The 22,846-nt window shown below is 42.7% G+C and carries 21 protein-coding genes; 15 read left to right on the forward strand and 6 right to left on the reverse strand.

Annotation, left to right across the window (positions count from 1 at the left end; all coding sequences use genetic code 11):
- Positions 1–96: 96 nt before the first annotated feature.
- The 8 genes from BQ7489_RS13310 to BQ7489_RS13345 all read left to right on the forward strand — a co-directional run bounded on the left by BQ7489_RS13310 (position 97) and on the right by BQ7489_RS13345 (position 10,531).
- Positions 97–1,143: a DUF3810 domain-containing protein gene (locus tag BQ7489_RS13310; RefSeq protein ID WP_072531392.1), complete on the forward strand. Its 1,047-nt coding sequence runs from the start codon at positions 97–99 to the stop codon at positions 1,141–1,143.
- A gap of 413 nt (positions 1,144–1,556) precedes the next feature.
- Complete coding sequence (locus BQ7489_RS13315; RefSeq protein WP_072531393.1) at positions 1,557–2,687, forward strand: GNAT family protein; 1,131 nt, start codon at positions 1,557–1,559, stop codon at positions 2,685–2,687.
- 21 nt (positions 2,688–2,708) lie between these two features.
- The gene (locus tag BQ7489_RS13320; RefSeq protein ID WP_072531394.1) at positions 2,709–4,652 is read left to right on the forward strand and encodes a DNA topoisomerase IV subunit B; all 1,944 of its coding nucleotides are present in this window, start codon (positions 2,709–2,711) and stop codon (positions 4,650–4,652) included.
- An 18-nt stretch (positions 4,653–4,670) separates the two neighbouring features.
- Positions 4,671–5,129 (forward strand): pantetheine-phosphate adenylyltransferase, encoded by a 459-nt coding sequence (gene coaD / locus BQ7489_RS13325; RefSeq protein WP_072531395.1) that lies wholly within the window; start codon positions 4,671–4,673, stop codon positions 5,127–5,129.
- A gap of 10 nt (positions 5,130–5,139) precedes the next feature.
- Positions 5,140–6,723, forward strand: coding sequence for a S41 family peptidase (locus BQ7489_RS13330; protein WP_072531396.1), 1,584 nt, complete (start codon positions 5,140–5,142; stop codon positions 6,721–6,723).
- 311 nt (positions 6,724–7,034) lie between these two features.
- A complete protein-coding gene (locus tag BQ7489_RS13335; protein ID WP_072531397.1) occupies positions 7,035–7,724 on the forward strand; it encodes a succinate dehydrogenase/fumarate reductase cytochrome b subunit in 690 nt (229 codons plus the stop codon).
- 33 nt (positions 7,725–7,757) lie between these two features.
- Positions 7,758–9,740, forward strand: coding sequence for a fumarate reductase/succinate dehydrogenase flavoprotein subunit (locus tag BQ7489_RS13340; protein WP_072531398.1), 1,983 nt, complete (start codon positions 7,758–7,760; stop codon positions 9,738–9,740).
- A gap of 35 nt (positions 9,741–9,775) precedes the next feature.
- A complete protein-coding gene (locus tag BQ7489_RS13345; protein ID WP_072531399.1) occupies positions 9,776–10,531 on the forward strand; it encodes a succinate dehydrogenase/fumarate reductase iron-sulfur subunit in 756 nt (251 codons plus the stop codon).
- Between the two features lie 252 nt (positions 10,532–10,783).
- Here BQ7489_RS13345 and tnpC read toward each other — a convergent pair whose 3' ends face one another.
- From tnpC to BQ7489_RS13370, 5 genes are all read right to left on the reverse strand, one after another.
- Positions 10,784–12,562: an IS66 family transposase gene (gene tnpC, locus BQ7489_RS13350; protein ID WP_072529584.1), complete on the reverse strand. Its 1,779-nt coding sequence runs from the start codon at positions 12,560–12,562 to the stop codon at positions 10,784–10,786.
- 87 nt (positions 12,563–12,649) lie between these two features.
- On the reverse strand, positions 12,650–12,994 hold the full coding sequence (tnpB, locus tag BQ7489_RS13355; RefSeq protein WP_072529583.1) for an IS66 family insertion sequence element accessory protein TnpB: 345 nt from the start codon (positions 12,992–12,994) through the stop codon (positions 12,650–12,652).
- Position 12,995: 1 nt separating this feature from the next.
- Positions 12,996–13,364, reverse strand: a complete 369-nt coding sequence (locus BQ7489_RS13360) for a hypothetical protein (protein WP_204352755.1) — start codon at positions 13,362–13,364, stop codon at positions 12,996–12,998.
- Between the two features lie 222 nt (positions 13,365–13,586).
- A complete protein-coding gene (dprA, locus tag BQ7489_RS13365; protein ID WP_072531401.1) occupies positions 13,587–14,699 on the reverse strand; it encodes a DNA-processing protein DprA in 1,113 nt (370 codons plus the stop codon).
- Positions 14,696–15,103, reverse strand: coding sequence for an acyl-CoA thioesterase (locus BQ7489_RS13370; protein ID WP_072531402.1), 408 nt, complete (start codon positions 15,101–15,103; stop codon positions 14,696–14,698). The genes dprA and BQ7489_RS13370 overlap by 4 nt, the downstream gene beginning before the upstream one ends.
- Positions 15,104–15,180: 77 nt before the next feature.
- Between BQ7489_RS13370 and BQ7489_RS13375 the strand changes: the two genes are divergently transcribed.
- Positions 15,181–16,104 (forward strand): tRNA-dihydrouridine synthase family protein, encoded by a 924-nt coding sequence (locus BQ7489_RS13375; RefSeq protein ID WP_083580723.1) that lies wholly within the window; start codon positions 15,181–15,183, stop codon positions 16,102–16,104.
- Between the two features lie 14 nt (positions 16,105–16,118).
- Here the strand turns inward: BQ7489_RS13375 and BQ7489_RS13380 are convergent, their stop codons facing one another.
- Positions 16,119–17,390, reverse strand: coding sequence for a DUF2851 family protein (locus BQ7489_RS13380; protein ID WP_072531404.1), 1,272 nt, complete (start codon positions 17,388–17,390; stop codon positions 16,119–16,121).
- A gap of 81 nt (positions 17,391–17,471) precedes the next feature.
- On the opposite strand from BQ7489_RS13380, the gene dapB reads away from it, so the two are divergent.
- From dapB to BQ7489_RS13410, 6 genes are read left to right on the forward strand one after another with little or no spacing between them, the layout of a single operon-like run.
- Positions 17,472–18,227, forward strand: coding sequence for a 4-hydroxy-tetrahydrodipicolinate reductase (dapB, locus tag BQ7489_RS13385; protein ID WP_072531405.1), 756 nt, complete (start codon positions 17,472–17,474; stop codon positions 18,225–18,227).
- A gap of 2 nt (positions 18,228–18,229) precedes the next feature.
- A complete protein-coding gene (locus BQ7489_RS13390; protein WP_072531406.1) occupies positions 18,230–19,654 on the forward strand; it encodes a S26 family signal peptidase in 1,425 nt (474 codons plus the stop codon).
- 30 nt (positions 19,655–19,684) lie between these two features.
- Complete coding sequence (gene lepB, locus BQ7489_RS13395) at positions 19,685–20,596, forward strand: signal peptidase I (RefSeq protein WP_072531407.1); 912 nt, start codon at positions 19,685–19,687, stop codon at positions 20,594–20,596.
- A gap of 2 nt (positions 20,597–20,598) precedes the next feature.
- Complete coding sequence (locus tag BQ7489_RS13400) at positions 20,599–21,240, forward strand: WbqC family protein (RefSeq protein ID WP_072531408.1); 642 nt, start codon at positions 20,599–20,601, stop codon at positions 21,238–21,240.
- A gap of 16 nt (positions 21,241–21,256) precedes the next feature.
- Positions 21,257–21,937 carry a rhomboid family intramembrane serine protease gene (locus tag BQ7489_RS13405; RefSeq protein WP_072531409.1) on the forward strand — a complete coding sequence of 227 codons (681 nt, stop codon included), beginning with the start codon at positions 21,257–21,259 and terminating at the stop codon, positions 21,935–21,937.
- On the forward strand, positions 21,909–22,805 hold the full coding sequence (locus BQ7489_RS13410; RefSeq protein WP_072531410.1) for a rhomboid family protein: 897 nt from the start codon (positions 21,909–21,911) through the stop codon (positions 22,803–22,805). Before BQ7489_RS13405 ends, BQ7489_RS13410 begins: the two co-directional genes overlap by 29 nt.
- Positions 22,806–22,846 lie beyond the last annotated feature (41 nt).

Genomic DNA, 22,846 nt, shown 5'->3' on the forward strand with positions numbered 1-22,846 from the left:
ACGCTATATCCTTTTGTTTGCTTCTTAATCGCAAAAATAGGAATTTTATTTTTTCTTGTTTAATAATGTTCTCATAAAACATCTATCTTTGTCCGGATGAAAAGATTTTCTGCAAAATATTGGCGATGGGGAGTTTGGGCTGCACTTTTTATCTATATTGCTGTATGCCGTTATATTCCGTCTTGTGGTGAATGGTATGCGTGTCATATCTATCCAGTTGTCTCAACTGTTTTATCTGCATTGGTCTCTTTTATCCCTTTTTCTTTGGAAGAAGTGCTTGTGGTAAGTGTGGTTTTATTTCTGTCCATTTATCCTTGCTATGCACGGAGGCGGAAGGTGGCATGGCGGATTGTTATAAGGCGTGAACTTGAAATACTGGTGGGGATGTATTGTTGGTTTTATGTAGGTTGGGGGATGAATTATTATCGCCATGATTTCTTCACCCGTTCCGGAATACAGCCATTGGCTTATGACTCTGTCTGTTTTCATCGGTTCGTTACTGGGTATATAGAGAGGTTGAATGATTCTAGGTCGCCAGACGTGCGTTTTGATTGCGATGGTCTTGAAAAGAATGTGAAACAATTATACGGACAGATATCCGATGGTTTCGGATTGTCGGATCCCCAATCCTGGCAACACCCTAAGAGGGTCTTGTTCAACCCTCTTTATTCAGGTGTCGGAGTTTTGGGCTATATGGGGCCGTTCTTTGCCGAATCTCAATTGAACACAGAACTTTCTCCGGTTCAATATCCGTTTACGTATGCGCATGAGTATGCACATCTTTTAGGGGTAAGTAGTGAGGCCGAGGCCAATTTCTGGGCATATCAAGTGTGTACCCGTTCTTCTTCAGCGTCTGTACGCTATTCAGGATATTTCGGATTGTTGCCTTATGTGTTGATAAATGCGCGGTCTGTCCTTAATGAACAGACTTATCGGAAACTTTTTGAATCGATCAGTCCGGAAGTGAGGAAGGATCTGGTGCAGACACAAGAATATTGGCAAGTACGTTATAGTCCGTTGGTAGGTAAAATACAGGATGTAGTTTATTCTTGGTATCTAAAAGGAAATAAAATTTCTTCCGGGCAGAAGAATTATTCTGAAGTGATAGGCATGATAATCTCCTTGCCTGAGCATTGGTGGTGATGCCGGCTTCTGAGAATTTGAAAATTCCGTAAAAGTATATGGTTCAGATGAAATTTTTGATTCTAAGGAATTGCAGGAGTGACTTTATGCTGCGCTATATTTCAAGTTGTTTTCTTTTATTTGTGCCTTTGGCGTATTTTATGTTTTTTTGATTTATAAATTGTCTATTTATCTGTCTTTTTGTTTTAAAAAATGTGTCGGGCAAATATATGGCATTAGAATGAAATGCTTATAAATGTAAACAGATGCTTTAAAATGTTAATTACAGTTCCCGCTCTTTCTTTATTTATGGATATAGCAATGACATAAACCTTTTTCGTCGGGCTGATTTGTCAAATTTCGGGAAAACACAACGTCTCTTCAGATAAAAAATCGTATATTTACCGCTTGAAATTTCATTTAATAACGAACAGATGGCCATTACAGTCAAAAAAGTAAGCTCTAAGAAAGAGTTGAAGACATTTATTCGCTTTAATTACGAATTATATAGAAACAATCCATATTCTGTACCCGATTTGTATGATGACATGCTGAATACATTCAGTACAGAAAAAAATGCGGCATTTGAATTTTGTGAAGCCGATTATTTTCTTGCCTATAAAGATGGAAAGGTTGTAGGCCGTGTAGCTGCTATCATCAACAACCGGGCTAATGAAACGTGGGCAAAGAAAGAGGTTCGTTTCGGATGGATTGATTTTATTGATGACCTGGAGGTCTCAAAGGCATTGTTGGATAAAGTTGAGGAATGGGGCAAAGAACGTGGAATGGAATCCATTGTCGGTCCGTTAGGTTTTACAGATATGGATGCCGAAGGTATGTTGGTCGAAGGCTTTGACCAGTTGGGAACAATGGCTACAATCTATAACTATCCATATTATCCGGTACACATGGAGAAGCTAGGTTTTGTAAAAGATGCAGATTGGGTAGAATATAAACTGATGGTACCCGACAAGCTTCCCGAAAAATTTGTACGCATTTCAGAAATTATCCTACAGAAATATAAACTGAAGATAAAGAAGCTGAAGCGGAAGGAAATCAAGGAGGGTAATTATGGTCAGAAGATTTTTGATCTGATAAATGAGGCTTACGCTCCTTTGTTCGGCTATTCTCAAATGACTCAGAGGCAGATTGAACAATATATAAAGATGTATTTGCCCTTGATAGACCTGCGTATGGTTTCTTTGGTTGAAGATGAAGAAGGGAACCTGATCGCGGCAGGAATTTCAATGCCTTCACTATCGGTGGCTTTGCAAAAGGCTAAAGGGCGGTTGCTTCCTTTCGGATGGTTTTATCTGTTGAAAGCATTGTTTATCAAGAAACCGAAAATACTGGATTTGTTATTGGTAGGAGTCAAACCGGAATATCAGAGCAAAGGTGTGAATGCTCTGTTGTTTTATGACTTGGTACCTATTTACCAGCAAATGGGGTTTGAATATGGTGAAAGTAATCCCGAATTGGAATTGAACAAGAAGGTCCAGGCACAATGGAGTGCATTCGAATCGGTCCAGCATAAACGCCGCCGGGCCTTTAAGAAAATATTTTAATCTGTACACAGGAGGAGCAGTATGGAAGAAAATATAAATGAACAGCAGACAAATCCTGTATCCTATACCGAAGAAAATATCCGGCATTTAAGTGATATGGAGCATGTGCGGACTCGTCCGGGTATGTATATTGGCCGTTTGGGAGACGGTTCTCAGGCAGAAGACGGTATCTATGTACTTTTGAAAGAAGTGGTGGATAACTGTATTGATGAGTTTAAGATGGGAGCCGGGAAGCGGATTGATATTCATGTGGAAGATAACTTGCGTGTTTCTGTGCGTGACTATGGACGAGGCATTCCGTTGGGAAGCCTGGTCAGTGCTGTTTCCATGCTGAATACCGGTGGTAAATATGATACGAAGGCATTTAAGAAAAGTGTCGGGTTAAACGGTGTGGGTGCCAAAGCCGTAAATGCCTTAAGTTCCCGGTTTGTGGCACGGAGTATCCGTGACGGCCAGATGCGTGAAGCCGTTTTTGAAAGGGGGGAGTTGAAGAGTGATGTTACCCAGACAACCGAAGAAGAAAACGGTACATATATTTTCTTTGAACCGGACGATACATTGTTTGTGAATTATCATTTCCGTCCGGAGTTCATTGAGACAATGCTGCGTAATTATACGTATTTGAATACGGGTCTGGCAATTTATTATAACAATCACCGTATTATCAGCCGTAATGGTCTGGAGGATCTTTTGAATGACAATATGACTTCTCCGGGGTTGTATCCTATCATTCATCTGTCGGGTGAGGATATTGAGATTGCTTTTACACATAGTCCCCAATATGGAGAGGAGTATTATTCATTTGTCAATGGACAGCATACTACTCAGGGAGGTACCCATCAGAGTGCCTTTAAGGAACATATAGCCCGTACCATCAAGGAGTTTTACGGGAAAAATCTGGAATATCAGGATATCCGTAATGGTCTGGTTGCCGCAATTGCCATCAATGTGATTGAACCTACGTTCGAGAGTCAGACCAAGATAAAGCTGGGATCTCTTACCATGGCACCAGAGAAGGATTCGGACGGTAACCCGTATCCATTGTCGGGAGTCAGTGTAAATAAGTTTGTAGGGGATTTCATCAAGGAGAATGTCGATAATTATCTGCATAAACATCCTGATGTAGCTGAAATCATGTTGCAGAAGATTCAGGAATCGGAGAAAGAACGGAAGGCGATAGCAGGTGTTTCCAAGATAGCGCGTGAACGGGCCAAGAAAGCCAATCTCCATAACCGGAAGTTGCGTGATTGTCATATTCACCTCAATGATGTCAAGGTAGCCAAAAAAGGTGATAAGGATGAATCAGACCCGCGTCTGGAGAGTTCGATCTTTATAACGGAGGGTGATTCGGCAAGTGGTTCCATCACTCAAAGCCGTGATGTGAACATACAAGCTGTGTTCAGTTTACGTGGTAAGCCTTTGAATACTTTCGGGCTGACCAAGAAAGTGGTCTATGAGAATGAGGAGTTCAATCTGTTACAGGCTGCTTTGAATATTGAAGACGGATTGGATGGTTTACGATATAATAAGGTGATTGTTGCTACCGATGCTGATGTGGATGGTATGCATATCCGTTTGCTGATGATTACTTTCTTCCTGCAGTTTTTTCCTGACCTGATCAAGAAAGGGCATGTATATATCTTGCAGACTCCGTTGTTCCGTGTCAGAAACCGGAAGAAAGGTGTCTATGAAACAATATACTGTTATTCGGAGGAAGAAAGATTGGCTGCAATTGAAAAATTGGGTCCAAATCCTGAAATAACCCGATTTAAGGGGCTTGGAGAAATATCGGCTCCTGAATTCAAGCATTTTATAGGTAAAGATATGCGTTTGGAACAGGTGACCCTGCGTAAGACTGATGCTGTAAAGGAATTGTTGGAGTTCTATATGGGTAAGAATACGATGGAACGTCAGAACTTTATTATCGATAATCTGGTAGTCGAACAGGATTTGATAGAAAATTAATGGATATAAAAGAATATTATGAAGCGAGCGATATTTCCAGGGACATTTGATCCGTTTACAATCGGTCATTTTTCGGTGGTGCAGCGGGCATTGACGTTTATGGATGAAGTTGTGATAGGAATCGGGATAAATGAAAGCAAGCGTACCTGGTTCCCTACAAGTAAACGTTTGGCCATGATTTCAAAACTATATGCGGGCGAACCTCGTATAAAGGTTAAATCGTATACTGGACTGACCGTTGATTTTGCCAAAGAAGAACAGGCGGGATTCATTATACGTGGTATCCGTACGGTCCATGATTTCGAATATGAGGAGACGATTGCTGATATTAACCGGAAACTGGCTGGAATAGAGACTATTCTGTTGTTTACTGAGCCCGAACTTACATCTGTCAGCTCGACTATAGTCCGTGAATTACTTCAGTTTGGTAAGGATGTCACTCCTTTTTTACCAGAAGGTCTGGATATTAATTTATAAGGTGGAGAATATGAAAAAACTAGGATTGATGGTTGGGCTGATGATATGTCTGTTTACAGCCCAGGCACAGAATAGATTGCTGGATTCACCCTCACGCAAATTGCAGTTGGCCGAGTTTGCCATTGCCAATCTGTATGTAGATAAAGTGGATGAGGATAAGTTGGTTGAAAATGCGATTGTGGGTATGTTGGAACAGCTTGACCCGCATTCAACCTATTCGGATCCGGAAGAAGTGAGAAAATTAAACGAGCCTTTGCAAGGGAATTTTGACGGGATTGGGATTCAGTTCAATATGGTGACGGATACTTTGTTTGTCATCCAGCCGGTATCGGGAGGTCCTTCGGAAAAGGTTGGAATTCTGGCCGGTGACCGTATCATTGAAGTGAATGATACCGTTATTGCGGGTGTCAAGATGAATACAGAGGAAGTCATGAGACGTCTGCGCGGTAAGAAAGGTACCAAGGTAGATGTGAAAGTTATGCGTAGAGGGGTTAAGGAACTTCTTCCGTTTACAATCAAACGTGATAAGATTCCCGTTTACAGTCTTGATGCGGCGTATATGGTAAATGGGTCAATTGGATATATACGTGTAAGTCGTTTTGCCGCTACTACGGGACAGGAGTTTACTGATGCGTTGCACCGCTTGCAGAAACAAGGAATGAAGGATCTTATTCTTGATTTGCAGGGGAATGGAGGAGGCTATCTGAATGCTGCCATTGAACTTTGCGACCAGATTTTGGGCAAACAGGAATTGATTGTGTATACGGAAGGACGCCGTAATCCCCGGTCGGAATTCAGTGCGAAGGGAGATGGTGATTTCTGTGAAGGTCGCTTGATTGTATTGGTGGACGAATATTCGGCATCGGCCAGCGAAATTGTTACCGGGGCTATTCAGGATTGGGATAGAGGTATTGTTGTGGGACGTCGTACGTTTGGTAAAGGACTGGTGCAACGTCCGATTGATCTGCCCGACGGTTCCATGATTCGTCTTACCGTGGCCCGCTACTATACTCCTTCAGGACGTTGTATCCAAAAGCCCTATGAGAGTATTGAACAGTATAACAAAGATCTGATTGACCGTTATAACCGTGGGGAAATGATAAGTGCCGACAGTATTCATTTTCCGGATTCTTTGAAAACCCAGACATTAAAACTGAAACGTACTGTTTATGGTGGAGGTGGTATTATGCCCGATTATTTTGTGCCTATTGATACGACAATGTATACCGACTATTACTTGGCTTTACGTGATAAGGGGGCTATTGTACAGATGAATTTGAAGCTGGTCGACGCCCATCGTTCGGAATGGATGAAGAAATATAAAAATTTCGGAAAGTTCAACCGTGATTTTGAAGTGACTGACGGTATGTTGCAGGACTTGATCGGACTTGGTAAGGAGTTGGGGGCAGTGTATGATGAAACACAATACAAGACGGCTTTACCTTTGATCAAAACGCAAATGAAGGCTTTGATAGCTCGAGACTTATGGGATATGAGCGAATATTTTCAGGTTATTAATACGTTGAATAACAGTATGAAGAAGGCGGTTGAGCTGCTCTCGGAACCGGGGATGAATTTCCCTAGGCAGAATTAGTGCATACGGTATTTATATATGTTTGAAATTTGTTGGGAATCATCCGGCCGGAGTGGTTGTTTCTTCCGGTCGGATGATTCTTTATTTGGATGAACAACTCTTTTCTCCAAACAGACTGTCGCATATTCCTGTTTGTAAATCAATTGAGCTTCTTGAGTTTATTAAAACCTGACTTTCTTTCTCCGGATTAAAGAATTATTTCCGTAATTTTTTGTATTCTCTGAGAAAACATCTAATTTTGTATCGGTATTATCCAGATTGTGGAAGAAAATTTTAGTTCTAACAATTAAATAATTTAAATTCAATCATTTATGTGGTTAAGTAATTCATCTATTGGAAGGAAAGTGGTGATGAGTGTAACAGGTATCGCCCTTGTCCTGTTTCTGACATTTCACATGGCGATGAACCTTGTTGCGCTTTTCTCGAAAGAAGGTTACAACATGGTTTGTGAATTCCTGGGTGCTAACTGGTACGCATTGGTTGCTACTGTAGTATTGGCTGCCTTGTTTGTCATTCACATCATCTACGCTTTCTGGTTGACTATGCAGAACCGTGCTGCCCGTGGTAGTGAACGCTATGCGGTTAATGTAAAACCTAAAAATGTAGAGTGGGCTTCTCAGAATATGTTGGTTCTGGGTATTATTGTGATTTTAGGTCTGGCTTTACACTTTGCCAATTTCTGGTACAAAATGCAGTTCGCTGAAATTATCGGCAATCCGATGATGGGAGGTCTTCATGCAGCCGACGGTTATGGCTATATCATGCAGACATTCTCTAATCCTGTATTCTTCGTATTGTATATTATCTGGCTGATTGCTTTGTGGTTCCATTTGACTCATGGTTTCTGGAGTGCTATGCAGACTTTGGGTTGGAATAACACTATCTGGATTAACCGTTGGAAATGCATCTCTAACATCTACTCTACTATCGTCGTACTCTGCTTCATGTTAGTAGCTGTTGTGTTCTTCCTGAAGAATATGATGGGTTGCGGTGCTTGCTAATTTAAGTGTAACTGATTAAAATTGAAAAACATTATGACTAAGATACTTGATTCTAAGATTCCTGAAGGCCCGATAGCTGAGAAATGGACCAATTATAAAGCTCATCAGAAACTGGTGAACCCAGCTAATAAACGTCGTCTGGATATCATTGTTGTAGGAACTGGTCTGGCCGGTGCTTCTGCTGCCGCTTCACTCGGTGAAATGGGTTTCCGTGTATTTAACTTCTGTATTCAGGATTCTCCACGTCGTGCACATTCTATCGCTGCACAAGGTGGTATCAATGCTGCAAAGAATTATCAGAACGACGGTGACTCTGTATATCGTTTGTTCTATGATACAGTGAAAGGTGGTGACTACCGTGCCCGTGAAGCAAATGTTTATCGTTTGGCTGAAGTCTCAAACAATATTATTGATCAATGTGTGGCACAGGGTGTTCCTTTCGCTCGTGAATATGGAGGTATGTTGGCTAACCGTTCATTTGGTGGTGCACAGGTATCTCGTACTTTTTATGCAAAAGGTCAGACTGGTCAGCAGCTGTTGCTGGGGGCTTACTCAGCATTAAGTCGTCAGGTTGGTGCTGGTACCGTGAAGCTGTATACCCGTTATGAAATGGAAGACATTGTCATCATCGACGGTCGTGCACGTGGTATCATTGCCAAGAACCTGGTTACTGGTAAGCTGGAACGTTTCGCTGCTCATGCAGTAGTTATTGCTACCGGTGGTTACGGTAACACTTATTTCTTGTCTACTAACGCCATGGCTTGTAACTGTACAGCTGCCATGTCTTGCTACCGTAAAGGTGCCTTCTTCGCTAATCCGGCTTATGTACAGATTCACCCGACTTGTATTCCGGTACACGGTGACAAGCAGTCTAAGCTGACTTTGATGTCTGAATCTTTGCGTAACGACGGTCGTATCTGGGTTCCGAAGAAACTGGAAGATGCAAAAGCTTTGCAGGCTGGTAAGATGAAACCGACAGATATTCCGGAAGAAGATCGTGACTACTACTTGGAACGTCGTTATCCGGCATTCGGTAACTTGGTTCCGCGTGACGTTGCTTCACGTGCCGCTAAGGAACGTTGCGACCACGGTTACGGTGTAAACAATACTGGTTTGGCTGTATACCTCGACTTCTCTGAATGTATTGAACGTCTGGGTCTGGATGTTGTTCGTCAGCGTTATGGTAACCTGTTCGATATGTACGAAGAAATCACCGACGTAAATCCGGGTGAAGTAGGAAAAGAAATCAATGGCGTTAAATATTATAATCCGATGATGATCTATCCGGCTATCCACTATACAATGGGTGGTATCTGGGTTGACTATGAACTTCAGACTACTATCAAGGGTCTGTTCGCTATCGGTGAATGTAACTTCTCTGATCACGGTGCTAACCGTTTGGGTGCTTCTGCTTTGATGCAGGGATTGGCTGACGGTTACTTCGTATTGCCTTATACTATCCAGAACTACTTGGCTGACCAGATTACTGTTCCTCGCTTCTCTACCGATCTGCCGGAATTTGATGAAGCAGAAAAGGCTGTTCAGGCTAAGATCGATCACCTGATGAATATCAAGGGTAAGAAGTCTGTAGATTCTATCCACAAGGAATTGGGCCGCGTAATGTGGGAATATGTTGGTATGGGACGTACTGCAGAAGGTTTGAAGACAGGTTTGGCTAAACTGAAGGAAATCCGTAAGGAATTTGAAACCGAATTGTTTATCCCAGGTTCTAAGGAAGGCATGAACATTGAATTGGATAAGGCTATCCGTCTGAACGACTTCATCACAATGGGTGAACTGATTGCATACGATGCATTGAACCGTAATGAATCTTGCGGTGGTCACTTCCGTGAAGAATATCAGACTGAAGAAGGTGAAGCTAAACGTGATGATGAAAACTTCTTCTATGTTGCTTGCTGGGAATATCAGGGAAGCGATGACAAGGCTCCGGTATTGTATAAAGAACCGCTGGTATACGAAGCTATTAAAGTTCAGACTCGTAACTACAAGAGCTAATCAGTGAAGTTAAACATTTAAAGAATCTAAGTAAAATGGATAAAAATATATCATTTACGCTGAAAATTTGGCGTCAGAACGGACCTAAGGAAAAAGGTCATTTCGATACATTCCAGATGAAAGATATCCCAGGTGATACTTCTTTTCTGGAAATGCTGGATATCTTGAACGAACAGTTGATTGAAGAAGGCAAAGAACCGATCGTATTCGACCATGACTGTCGTGAAGGTATCTGCGGTATGTGTTCTTTGTATATCAACGGACATCCTCACGGACCTGCAAAAGGTGCCACTACTTGCCAGATCTATATGCGTCGTTTCAAGGATGGTGATGTGATTACTGTTGAGCCTTGGCGTTCAGCCGGTTTCCCGGTTATCAAGGACTTGATGGTAGACCGTTCTGCTTACGATAAGATTATGCAGGCAGGTGGTTTCATCAGCGTACGTACTGGTGCTCCTCAGGATGCAAATGCCATCCTGATTCCGAAACCGGTTGCTGACGAAGCTATGGATGCTGCAACTTGTATTGGTTGTGGTGCTTGTGTAGCAGCTTGTAAGAATGGTTCGGCTATGTTGTTCGTTTCAGCTAAGGTTAGCCAGTTGAACTTGTTGCCTCAAGGTAAGCCGGAAGCTTTGCGCCGTGCAAAAGCTATGTTGTCTAAGATGGACGAACTGGGCTTTGGTAACTGTACGAATACACGTGCTTGTGAAGCTGAATGCCCGAAGTGCGTTTCAATCAGTAACATTGCCCGTTTGAACCGCGACTTTATTAAGGCTAAGCTGAAAGATTAATCAGGCAAAAGCTTTTATTTGATAAACTTCGAATCCCTGTCGGTTTTGTCCGGCAGGGATTTTTGTTTTCTAATTTCTAATGTTATAATGACAGGTTGTGGGCGCAAACGCATCTAAAATGCAAAAGAGTTTTAAACAATTTGTAATTGTGTTGCATGCTATTGCGTAACCATTCTATTTTCCGCTACGACAATTTTATCGGCTGTTTTTCAGCCGATAAAATAAAAAAGTCCGTAAAAAAATATTTTTGTTTTAACATTCCGGTTTATAAAAACATGGCAGAAGAGTCTTCTTGTCGCAGACCTTACCATGAAGAATACATTCAAACAAGTGCTTCAGGTAATCCTGAGGATCTATGTCATTAAGTTTGCAGCTTTCTATCAGCGAGAAGATGAATGCCGAGTTTTCTGCCGCATCCTCACTGCCGATATTCATACAGTTCTTGAGCAGCAGCTTTACAGGTTTCATCCTTTGCTCACAGAGGTTGTTCGATATTTCCGCTGCACCGTCCTTGAGGATATTTTTCAGGGATTTCCACTGGTTTAACGTATAGTTCACAGCCTTTCTCATCAGTTCGTTTGCCATGAGTTTGGTATCCTGCATCATCATGACCACCTTATGATGGATACGTTCAAGAATCGGTCCTGTAAGTTTAAGTCTTTTTTCCTTAATCTGCTCACCGCTGAGTTTCATTGTGCGGAACAAGTCTTCATTTCTGAACATATCACCGATAGGGTCTATTATATCCATCGCAGTTCTGTCTGAAGGCAAGGCATCAACCCACAACCTCCTGCAGTGCGTCCAGCATCCTATGTGAAGCACCTTTGAGGCTTCTCCGTCAAACATCCTGTAAACCGTATATCCGTCAGTGGATATGGTTCCCATAAAATATTCCAGGAACGACTTTGCCGTATCGGAAGACCTGCTGCCGTTGTTATAGTGATAATAGACCATCTTTATATGCTTTGCAAAGAAAGCCCATAAGTACTTTCTCCTGTAAGCCTTACCTTCCGGTGTTTCAACTCCAACGAGTTCGGTAGTCTCATCAACCATAAGGTATTTTGCCCTCTGTACAAACTCCTTGAATGCATCTCCGATAAATTCCTTTAGTTTGGCGATTCCGTTATGGATATAGCTGTTCAGCGTGGTGTTGCTTATATGGATACCTTCTCTTGCAAGCAGCCTTATCTGTCTATTTTCAGGCATGCTGAAGTCATATTTCAGACAAAGCAGACGGGCAAGCAAATCAGGGGAGAAGATTCCTCCAAGGTTTTTCAAGGGATGCTCCATGGTGCTTGTGAAAGTGCCGTCTGCAAGCTTTACCCTTGCCACCTTGTACACATGCTCCACGTTATGAGCCCTTACATGTTCTACAACCCTGTATTCCCACACATCAGGCATACCGTTGCGGTTCATAAACCTTGCACCTTCAGGAAGCTGATAATAGTCTTCTATTTCATGAACAACTACCTTATCCACCTTCAGCCTGGTCTTTTCTGCACGGGGAGCTGTTTCCTTTTTCCTTGAAGGCCTGCAGTTCTGTGCAGGTACGTTACCGGAAGAGGTATTGCTGCCAGTACCGTTACCATCTGCCTTATTATTATCATCTTTCTTATCAGAGCCGTCATACTCGGACTTCTCCATCGCAGACTTGTCAATGTTACGGTTGTTCAGCAGCCTTCTTTGCTCGGAGGTACGGCCGAAACGGTGTTTCCTGCTATCCTCAAGCTGAAGCCTGAGATTGGATATCTCATTTGCCAGCATCATGTTCACCTCGTCTTTTGCCTCAAGCTGCTTTCTCATAAGTTCTATTTCTTTCCTGTAATGTTCAACTGTGGTTGATTGCTTTTCGAGGGAATCTTTGAGATCATTGATTGTATCAATCAGAGCCTTTGAGTTCTCCCTGTTGGATTTTTCAATAGACTCAAGCCTCGCAATCAGTTCTTTATTCTGTTTGCGGAGCCCTGCCTTTTCTTCATTCGCCAGACCCAGCTGGCAGCAAAGTAACTCGTATGCTCTTTCATCAATCATGATATAAAGGTACGAAAAATCAAGCAGTTACGCAAACTTTTTATCAATTATTTTTGCATTATTTTATTGATAATCAATGCATTAATATTACTCTTTAGGACTGACATACATCTTGTCGACTACAATACTCTCCGTAAGATAGGCCATGTCCGACCATTGTATCCGGTAGCATTTGGAGACCTCATCAAACACCGGTTTCTTGAATCTCCCCATGATAGGACGTTTCTCGTAAAGCACATAAAAACCACGTTCGTAATGAAGTATCTTCACGACCTTGCGGTTACGGGACATGAACATATATACATTGGATGCATCACTCGGGTCAAGTGACATATCTTCCCTTATACTCTCACACAGACGGAAGATTCCTTTCCGCAAATCCACATTACCGTTGAACAGGTAATAGTTCAGGTTAGCACTCAGTCCAAGCATATCATCCTATCATTTTATTAAGCAACAGACTCAAATCAAGAACTGTGGTGTTTCTCAGAAACAGTGTCGCTCCGGATGTCAATTGCAGTTTTACCCACTTAATCGGAGATTCACCTTCAGGCTGTTTCACTTCCAACTTTACAGTTGGACTGTTGCAAGGCTTGTCGGTTATCTGGACTTTGGCAACCTTAGGTTGTTCTACATGAACAGTCTTGCCTAACTTCTCGCTCCACAGTTGATGACGCTGCCAGTTCATGAACTTGTCGTAGTTTACTCCATAATCAGCACAGAACTCCCGAAGATCCTTGGTCTCGCTGCATAACTGATAGAGGTCATATACCTCCTGATAGTTTACTTTTTCTTTCGCCATAATCATTGTTGTTATTTGGTTATGGCGCAAAGGTAGGTTTGTGAATAATGTGCGTCAAGGCGGAAAATAGTATGGTTACTGCTATTGCGTATATAGGGACGAAACTCTATATTTGCATTGTGATTTTTTTCATAGTATTAGATTTAAGGTTAACAAGGTTGGGAGAAAGCGTTCTCCCATTTTTTTTGCCCATATGTTTCCCGTTAAATAGTTTCTTAGACTTTATATCAGTCTATAGATTCCTCCCGCCAAGACTTTTACGATACCTTTCATCTCCAGACCGAACAGAACTCCAGTAAGGTGATTTATGGCCATGTTACTTTTTACTACCAGTGTATTTACTTGTATACCTTCTGGATATTTTTGTAGGATTGAAACTATATTCTGTTCTTTGTCGTCCAGCTCGGGAAACAGTTGGCGCTGTACAGCCTGTGGTATTGTGTGACGGCTATTCCAGTTCATTGCAGCTATCAACTCTTCTGCGCTCTGTAGTAGTGCGGCTCGGTTGTTTCTGATAAGGTTATTACATCCGGCCGAATATGTATCATTAATTCTGCCTGGGAATGCAAAACAATCTCTATGGTAACTTTCCGCTATATCTGCAGTGATGAGAGAGCCTCCTTTTTCGGCTGATTCTACTACAATGGTAGCGTCACAGATGCCGGCTACAATTCTGTTGCGTTTGATGAAATTCTGTCGGTCGGGATTAGTCCCACTCATAAACTCAGTCAGTAATCCTCCATGTGTGACCATCTCTGTTGCTGTCTTCCGATGAGCGGACGGATAGATTCTGTCCAGGCCGTGTGCCAAGACACCTATGGTTTCCATTCCATTCTGCAAAGCTGCCCGATGGGCATTGATATCGATACCGTATGCCAGTCCACTTACAATGAGTACATCGGGCATCAGTTCTTTCAGTTCTCTGATAAAGCGGATACAGATATCTTTCCCGTATTCTGTGGCGTTCCGTGTCCCTACCATATTGATGACATGTGTCTTGTTTAAGTTAGCGTTGCCGCGATAAAAAAGTACCAGTGGAGCATCTTCACATTCTCGAAGTCTGGAGGGATACTCTTCGTCCGTTTCACAAAGACATTCAATCCGGTTCTTTTCTGCAAATTTGAGCTCTGCCTCACACAGACGGATCGCATCTTTACAGTCCAATATCTTTTTCAGGGTGGAGGAGGCTTCGGGTATGATATCTGTCAATATGTCCTTATGCTCGAATAGAGTCGTTGCATTTCCTGCTGCCCGTATCAGATTACGGGCGCTGATAGGGCCTATGCCGGGCAGTTGGGTTAAAGCCAACCGGTATAAAAGCTCTTGCGTGATCATTCTGATAAAAATGGGGCAAATGTAGTATCGAACAATTCACTGTTTCCTAACCGTCCGTTGATCAGGCAGACTGCTTCTACGGTAGATTTAATGACCGTCTTCATGTCGGGTAGCCGGAAGATGTCCTGATAAAAGACATATTTGATTCCTTCTTTCTTGAGATATAGTTTGGATACAAATTCGTCTCCGCTTTTGAGTGGTGTCTTGAATGCCATGTTCAAACGGGCAACGACCGGATCTATCCCTTCTTCATGCAGACGTGCAAAGTTAAGTCCTGTCGAGTTCAGGAACTCATGACGGGTGTGCTCGATGTAATGTTGGTAATTGGCATTGTTGACAATGCCCTGGAGGTCGCATTCATAGTCGCGTACCTTCATTTTCAGTTCGAAAATATATTTGTCCATAATTTAAGTAAAATGTTGTATTCTACAAATATAACGGAAAATAACCTATATTTGTAGAATAAACCGGCTAGAATATGATAGAAATAAATGCGGCTCCTTTACAGGGATTTACAGAAAGTGCCTGGCGTAATGCTCATTCACAGGTGTTCGGTGGAATAGACAGATATTATGTCCCTTTTATACGTCTGGAGAAAGGGAGTATACGTAACAAAGATCGTCGTGAAGTCTCTTTGGATAGGAACAATGTGCAGTCACTGGTTCCGCAGATAGTTGCCGGTGAAACGGAAGAGTTTACGTTGCTGGTTGGATTCTTGCACGGATTGGGTTATAGGACGGTTGACCTGAATATGGGGTGTCCGTTTCCTCTAATTGCCAATAAGGGTAAAGGCTCCGGGATTCTGCCTTTCCCGGATAAGGTAGAATCGTTGTTGAAAGCCATGGAAGAATTTCCGGATATCAGCTTTTCTGTCAAGATGCGTCTGGGGTGGAAGGAGGTTTCGGAATGGCGTGCTGTATTACCCTTACTGAACCGTTCTTGTGTCAGGTCGGTAACCTTACACCCCCGTGTAGGAAAGCAACAGTATAAAGGTCTGGTAAATAAGGATGAGTTCCATGCTTTCTATGAGGCTTGCGAATTACCTTTATTCTACAATGGTGATCTGCGTACAGTATCTGGCATACAGGAGTTGGTGGAGGAATTCCCTCGTCTGAAGGGTGTCATGTTGGGGCGTGGGTTATTGGCTGATCCTTCGTTGGCAAAAGCGTTTCGTGAAGGAAAAATGTCTGAAGCGGAATTGAAGAATAAGGTAGCCGAAATGCATGAATTAATGTATTTGTATTATCGGCGGATCATAGAAGGTGGAGATTCACAATTGTTGGCCAAATTAAAGACTGTATGGGAGTATTTGCTTCCCGATCTCGACAGGAAAGCCCGGAAGGCTATCCTGAAGAGTAATCGTCTGGATGTCTATTTAAAGGCGGTGGAAGATGCACTGCGGTAAAAGGACGGGCTTGGTCAGTCTCTCTGCTTTTTGAAATATTCATATCCGATTCGGCAGAACAGACATTTCTTGTTGTCACAATAGGTCTTTTTTAATTGGATAAGAGCTTGTGAATCACCGGCATGTTCCGCTTCCAGTCCACATTCTTTCCACATCCGGATAATATGATTGTTTTCAGGCTTCAATTCTTCCAGAAATCTTGCTGCCCGCTCGCATAGGATTGGTTTTGACCTATGTTTTCCATAGGCATATAAGAAGGGAATGACAGTATTGATGACAATCAGCTCGATGGAATTCCGGCTGAGACTTTTAGGGAGGTGGAGAGAAGGTTCTCCGAAACGGTAATGGTCAATCCAGTATTCGGAGGTTCCCCCTTTCAGTTCATCGGATAATTCTTTCAGCTGCTCCTTTTCCATCAGGCGTGACAATAGTCCTTCTGCACGGTAATACAGGCATGCCAGTTGTGCTATACGGATGTAAGGGAAATTACCAGGCCTTGACCGGAGAAATTTCCATCGGCATTCATTAACCGGTTCCAGGTTAAACTTATGGGCCAAATAAGAGTATTCTTTTATGAGTTGTGCTGAATAGTTGTCTGTGGGTAATTCTTGCAGAAGCCCGGCTTGTCCGAAGAAAATGGCTTCTATCTGGAAAAGGTTGTCCCGGTGTTTGTTTATAGCCTGGAGGGGAATATGTTTCGCCCAGAGTTCGAATGTATCGCTGTTTATTCCAAAGCCGAAATTCCTGGCCAGTGTAATAAAGAACACCCGTTCCCAGTCGTTATTGTAGGCTTTCAGGCGGTTCTCGATACATGCAGTCTTCTTTTCAAACCGCTCAATCTGTAAAGCTGATAACCAGTTGTGCAAAAAGAAATGCGACAATTCGGGTATTATCCGGTAGCAGGCCGGATACTTGTCTTCTTGTAACAGCTCCTCGTAATTCTTTTGCAGATAGGGAGGAAAATGGAGTTCCATTTGTGGTATGGGCTCCCCGTTGGTGCGTGTCGGATGTGCATCTATGTCGGATGCTACATGTAGGATTACCGAATCATAAGTAATATCGGTATGGTGCTTATGCTTGAACCAGTCGGACGACCGTAGATGTATTTCAACGTTTCCTACCCAAAGCACACCGTTTATTTTGATTTTTGCATTAAAGAAATCGGGGCCTGCATCATTGTTGGACAGGCCGGGGTCAATGATTTCCAGGTTTTGTCCGTTGGTGGTGTGTAACGGTTGTAGAGCGAAAAGTTTGTGTTTCCATACATAGTGTAATAGTTGTTCCATGTTAACGAGCTGTAAATGTTCACTAATTGTAATGATTTATAACGAAAAACGTTATCTTTGTACCTAAAAACGCAGATATTTATGAAAATTGCATTGATAGGATATGGAAAAATGGGTAAAGAGATTGAAAAAATCGCTGTTGCCCGTGGTCATGAAATTGTATGTGTGATTGATATCAATAATCGTGAAGATTTCGGTTCGGAGGCTTTTCGTTCGGCCGATGTAGCGATTGAGTTTACGGCTCCTTCCGTTGCTTACGGTAACTGTCTTGAAGCTTTCCGCCAGGGAGTGAAAGTTGTTTCGGGCAGTACAGGCTGGATGGGTGAACATGCCGATGAAATGCGCCGTTTGTGTAAGGAAGAGGGCAAGACTTTATTCTGGTCGTCTAATTTCAGCCTGGGAGTCGCCATCTTCTCGGCAGTAAACAAGTATCTGGCACGCATCATGAATAAATTTCCGAATTATGACGTTTCGATGGTCGAGACACATCATGTGCACAAACTGGATGCTCCTAGTGGAACTGCTATCACCTTGGTTGAAGGTATTTTGGAAAACCTGGACCGTAAGGACAAGTGGGTTATGGGTACGTTGACGGCTCCTGACGGAACTGTGACAGGAACGACAAAATGTGCTCCGAATGAAATACCGGTAAGTGCTATCCGTGAAGGTGAAGTTCCGGGTATCCATACTGTACGTTATGAGTCTGAAGCCGATTCCATTATCATTACCCATGATGCCAAGAACCGGAAAGGTTTTGCCTTGGGAGCGGTTCTGGCTGCAGAATATACCGCTGGACATGAAGGCTTTTTGGGTATGGATGATTTATTTCAATTTTAATTATGGTACAGATATCTCGTAGACAATGGATTAAGTTTGGAATCGTTATGGTCCTTTACCTCCTGTTCTTGCTGTGGCTGAAGAGTTGGTTGGGGTTGATTGTTGTTCCATTTCTGTTTGACGCGTACATTACGAAAAAAATACCTTGGACCTGGTGGAAGAAGTCGAAGAATAAGACTGTCCTTACGGTCATGGGATGGGTTGATGCCATCGTATTTGCCTTGGTGGCTGTTTATTTTGTCAATCTGTATTTTTTTCAGAACTATGTCATCCCGTCTTCTTCCCTTGAGAAATCGTTGCTGGTCGGTGATTATCTGTTTGTCAGTAAAATGAGCTATGGGGCACGTATTCCGCAAACTCCGTTACATATGCCGCTTACCCAGCATACCTTGCCTGTCTTTAATTGCAAGTCGTATCTGGAATGGCCTAAATGGGACTACAAACGCGTCGGTGGTCTGGGTAAGGTGAAACTGAACGATATTGTTGTGTTCAATTTTCCGGCTGGTGACAGTGTTGCCAGTGCCGTACAGGCAGAAGACTTGTATCGGTTGAGCTATCAGGCCGGCAAGGAGCTGTCTCAGCCGATAGATATGGCTTCCTTGACACCGGAACAGGAACGTCAGGTATATGATTTCTATTATCAGGCCGGCCGTAAATACATTGATGAAAATCCCCAGCAATATGGTAGGATCATCACTCGTCCGGTCGACCGTCGGGAGAATTATGTGAAACGGTGTGTCGGATTGCCGGGACAGACGTTGCAGATTAAGAACAGGATCATTTATCTGGACGGAAAGCCGAATAAGGAACCGGATAATGTGCAATATCGTTATTGGGTTCATACAAAAGGAATGTTACCCGATGACGTTTGTCATGAACTGGGTATCAGTCATGAGGACTTGATGGCTTATTATACGGATGAGTCGGTCTATAATATGCCGTTGACAGAAAAAGCGAAGGCTGCGTTACTGGCCCGTAAGGATCTGGTGATTTCGATTGAGGATGTTCCTGATGATGATGCCGGAGGTTTATACCCGTTGAACAAGAACACGGGTTGGACTATAGATAACTATGGACCGATATGGATTCCGAAGAAAGGTGCTACAATTGATCTGACACTTGACAATCTGCCGATGTACGAGCGTCCGATAAAGGTATATGAAGGGAATAGTCTGGACGTGAAGGACGGTAAGATTTACATCAATGGCCAACCAGCCGATAAATATACGTTCAAGATGGATTACTATTGGATGATGGGTGATAACCGTCATAATTCGGCAGATTCCCGTTTCTGGGGATTTGTACCTGAGGATCATATTGTAGGGAAGCCCATATTTATCTGGTTATCTCTAGATCAGGACCGCAGCTTGTTTGACGGTAAGATTCGTTGGAACCGTCTGTTCAAGTTTGTCGATTCGATCAAATGAGTATAGGTTAGGATAAAATTCAGATTAACTGTGTGTAAGGACTGGAAGAAATGGCTGAAGCTGGCTTTGGGCATTATCATTGTGGTAGTGTTGGTCAAGGCTTTTCTTGTGACCTCTTGTATTATTCCTTCATCCGGTATGGAAAACAGCCTGTATAAAGGTGAAAGGGTATTGGTTAACAAGTGGAGCTATGGTTTGCGTACGCCGTTTCCTTCCTGGTTCGGATATCATCGCATAGGCAGACAGGAAGTTAGGAAAGGTGATATCGTCTTGTTCAATGATCCTTCTCCGGCTGGTCGGAACAAGAGATTGGAAAACCGTAATCTGTTTATAAGCCGTTGTGTCGGTGTACCCGGTGATACTTTGATGTTGAATAAGGAGCTGTTGAATGTCCAGGGAGAGATTTTAAGTCCTGATGCCAAGTCTCTCTATTCTTATCCTTCTTCTCAGGAAGACGTTGTTCTGGCTTTGTTGGATGTGACGGGTATTCGGGATAATTCATTGTTGGGATATACTCCTGAAGGTGATTACATCCGCAGTTTCAGTCATTATGAGTTTTATTTGCTTTCCCAGAAGGCTGACGGGGCGGTTCATTTTACTTCTATGAATAGCAGCCTGTCGGATGATGTACATCCTTATGAGGTACCGGGGAAAGATATTTCTGTAAAAGTATATCCTTGGAATGTTGTTTTGCTCTGTAACACAATCAGGTGGCATGAGGGGCGTAGGGCGGATGTGAAAGGAGATACATTGTTGGTAGACGGACGGGCTGTTACTTCTTACAGGTTCAGCAGGAATTACTATTGGATGGCAGCCAATGATCCGGTGAATCTGTATGATTCACGTTTGTTCGGCTTTGTTCCTGAAGAGTATGTGATCGGGAAAGCCTGGCGTATTTGGTTTACTTCCCGTAAGGGGAGATTCTTTCAGCGTGTACAATAAAAATGGGAAAGGAAGTTATACTTAGTTCGGCTTATTTGGCGCCTGTTGAATATTATACGAAATTGTATGCCTATGACAAGGTATATGTGGAGCGTTATGACCATTATATCAAACAGACATACCGTAACCGTTGTGTCATTGCTTCGGCTGAGGGAATGCTGTCTCTGACCGTACCTACGGAAAAAGGAGACGAAGTCAAGTGCCTGATGAAGGATATCCGGATTTCGGATCATGGCAACTGGCGTCATGTGCATTGGAACGCATTTGTAGCGGCTTATAAGCACAGTCCTTTTTTCGATTATTATGCCGATGAATTCCATCGTTTTTTTGAGCATAAATATGAGTTCCTGTATGATTTCAACAGTGAGTTATGTCATTGGGTCTGTGAACAGATCGACTTGCAGCCCTGTATCGTACCGACTGATGACTACGGGATGGATTTGAAGGAGGTGGATGATTTCCGTGAGATTATCCATCCTAAAAAAGATTGGAAATCGGCCGATCCGGCTTTTTCTCCTAAAACCTATTATCAGGTATTTGATGCGAAGCTAGGTTTTCTTCCTAATTTGAGTATAGCCGATCTGCTGTTCAATATGGGGCCGGAAAGTTTGCTGGTTTTACGTGACAGTATGAAGAATGAATAATTAATTTGAATTATATATGAATAATTTACCTACAGTAACAAAGAACCTGTTGATCATTAACGTACTGTGTTTTTTCGGTACAATCGTGGCGAAACGGTACGGAATAGATGTTGAGGCGTTGTTGGGCTTGCATTTCTTTCTGGCCGATACGTTTAATCCTGCACAGTTGATTACTTATATGTTCATGCATGCCAATTTCCAGCATATTTTCTTCAATATGTTTGCCGTATGGATGTTCGGCCGTGTATTGGAACAAGTGTGGGGACCGAGACGTTTCCTGTTCTATTATATTTTGTGTGGTATAGGAGCCGCTTTGATACAGGAAGGTGTATATTACATGGAATATGTGACAGACTGGTCGAATTATACGATAGTAGATTATGGAGGTGGAATTGTGGCTCCAATGCAGGATTTCCTGAATAAGTTGAATACGGTTGGAGCATCTGGAGCGGTTTATGCCATTTTGTTGGCGTTCGGTATGCTGTTTCCAAACAGTCAGATGTTTATATTTCCGATTCCGTTTCCGGTTAAAGCGAAGTATTTTGTTATAGGGTATGCTGTTCTGGAAATGGTGTTGGGAATAACAGGAAGCGATGGAGTCGCTCATTTTGCCCATCTGGGAGGTATGCTTTTTGGTTTTATTTTGATCATTTATTGGAGAAAGAAAAATGGTGGCGGACAACAGATTTATTTCTAACCTGAAAGAGAATTTCAAACGCGGTGATATTGTCATCCGGTTGCTTTATTTGAATATAGGTGTTTTTGTTCTCGTTTCATTGGTATCGATCATACTGATGTTGTTTAAGATTCCGGCTGTTGCATGGGTCAATTATCTTGAACTTCCAGCCGATTTCGGGCGGTTTATTTTCCAGCCTTGGTCTATTATTACATATATGTTCATGCATGCCGGATTGCTGCATATCCTGTTTAATATGCTGTGGTTGTATTGGTTCGGCCGTCTGTTCCTGCAGTTCTTCTCTTCCAGGCATTTACGTGGATTGTATGTGTTCGGAGGTATTGTCGGTGGCATTTTCTATATGTTGGCTTATAACATATTTCCTTATTTTGAAACGGCCGTACCTTATTCCTATTTGTTGGGGGCTTCGGCTTCGGTGCTGGCTATCGTATTGGCAACGGCTGAGCGGGAGCCGAATTATCCGGTACAGTTTATGTTTATAGGAACTGTACGCTTGAAATATGTGGCAGTTTTCATGATTGTGCTTGACCTGTTGTTTATGACATCGGGGAATGCCGGCGGGCATATTGCCCATTTGGGGGGTGCACTTGCCGGATGGTGGTTTGCGTCTGGATTACGGAAAGGTTATGATGTTACTGCATGGATCAATGCCATTGTCGACTTTTTCAGTGGGAACCGTACCGGCAGGTCGCGTAAGCCTAAAATGAAGGTTTATTACAGTGACAAACAAAAAGATTATGAATTCAACGCACGTAAAAAGGAACGTTCGGATGAAATAGACCGGATTCTCGATAAACTCCGTCAGTCGGGATATGCCAGTCTGACCGATGAAGAGAAGAAGAGCCTGTTCGATGCGAGCAAGAAATGAGATCAGCGGGTAGAAGGTAGTTGGATTAGAAAAACAGAACC

Origin of the sequence: Bacteroides ilei (assembly GCF_900128495.1) — a bacterium.
GTDB classification, from domain to species: domain Bacteria; phylum Bacteroidota; class Bacteroidia; order Bacteroidales; family Bacteroidaceae; genus Phocaeicola; species Phocaeicola ilei.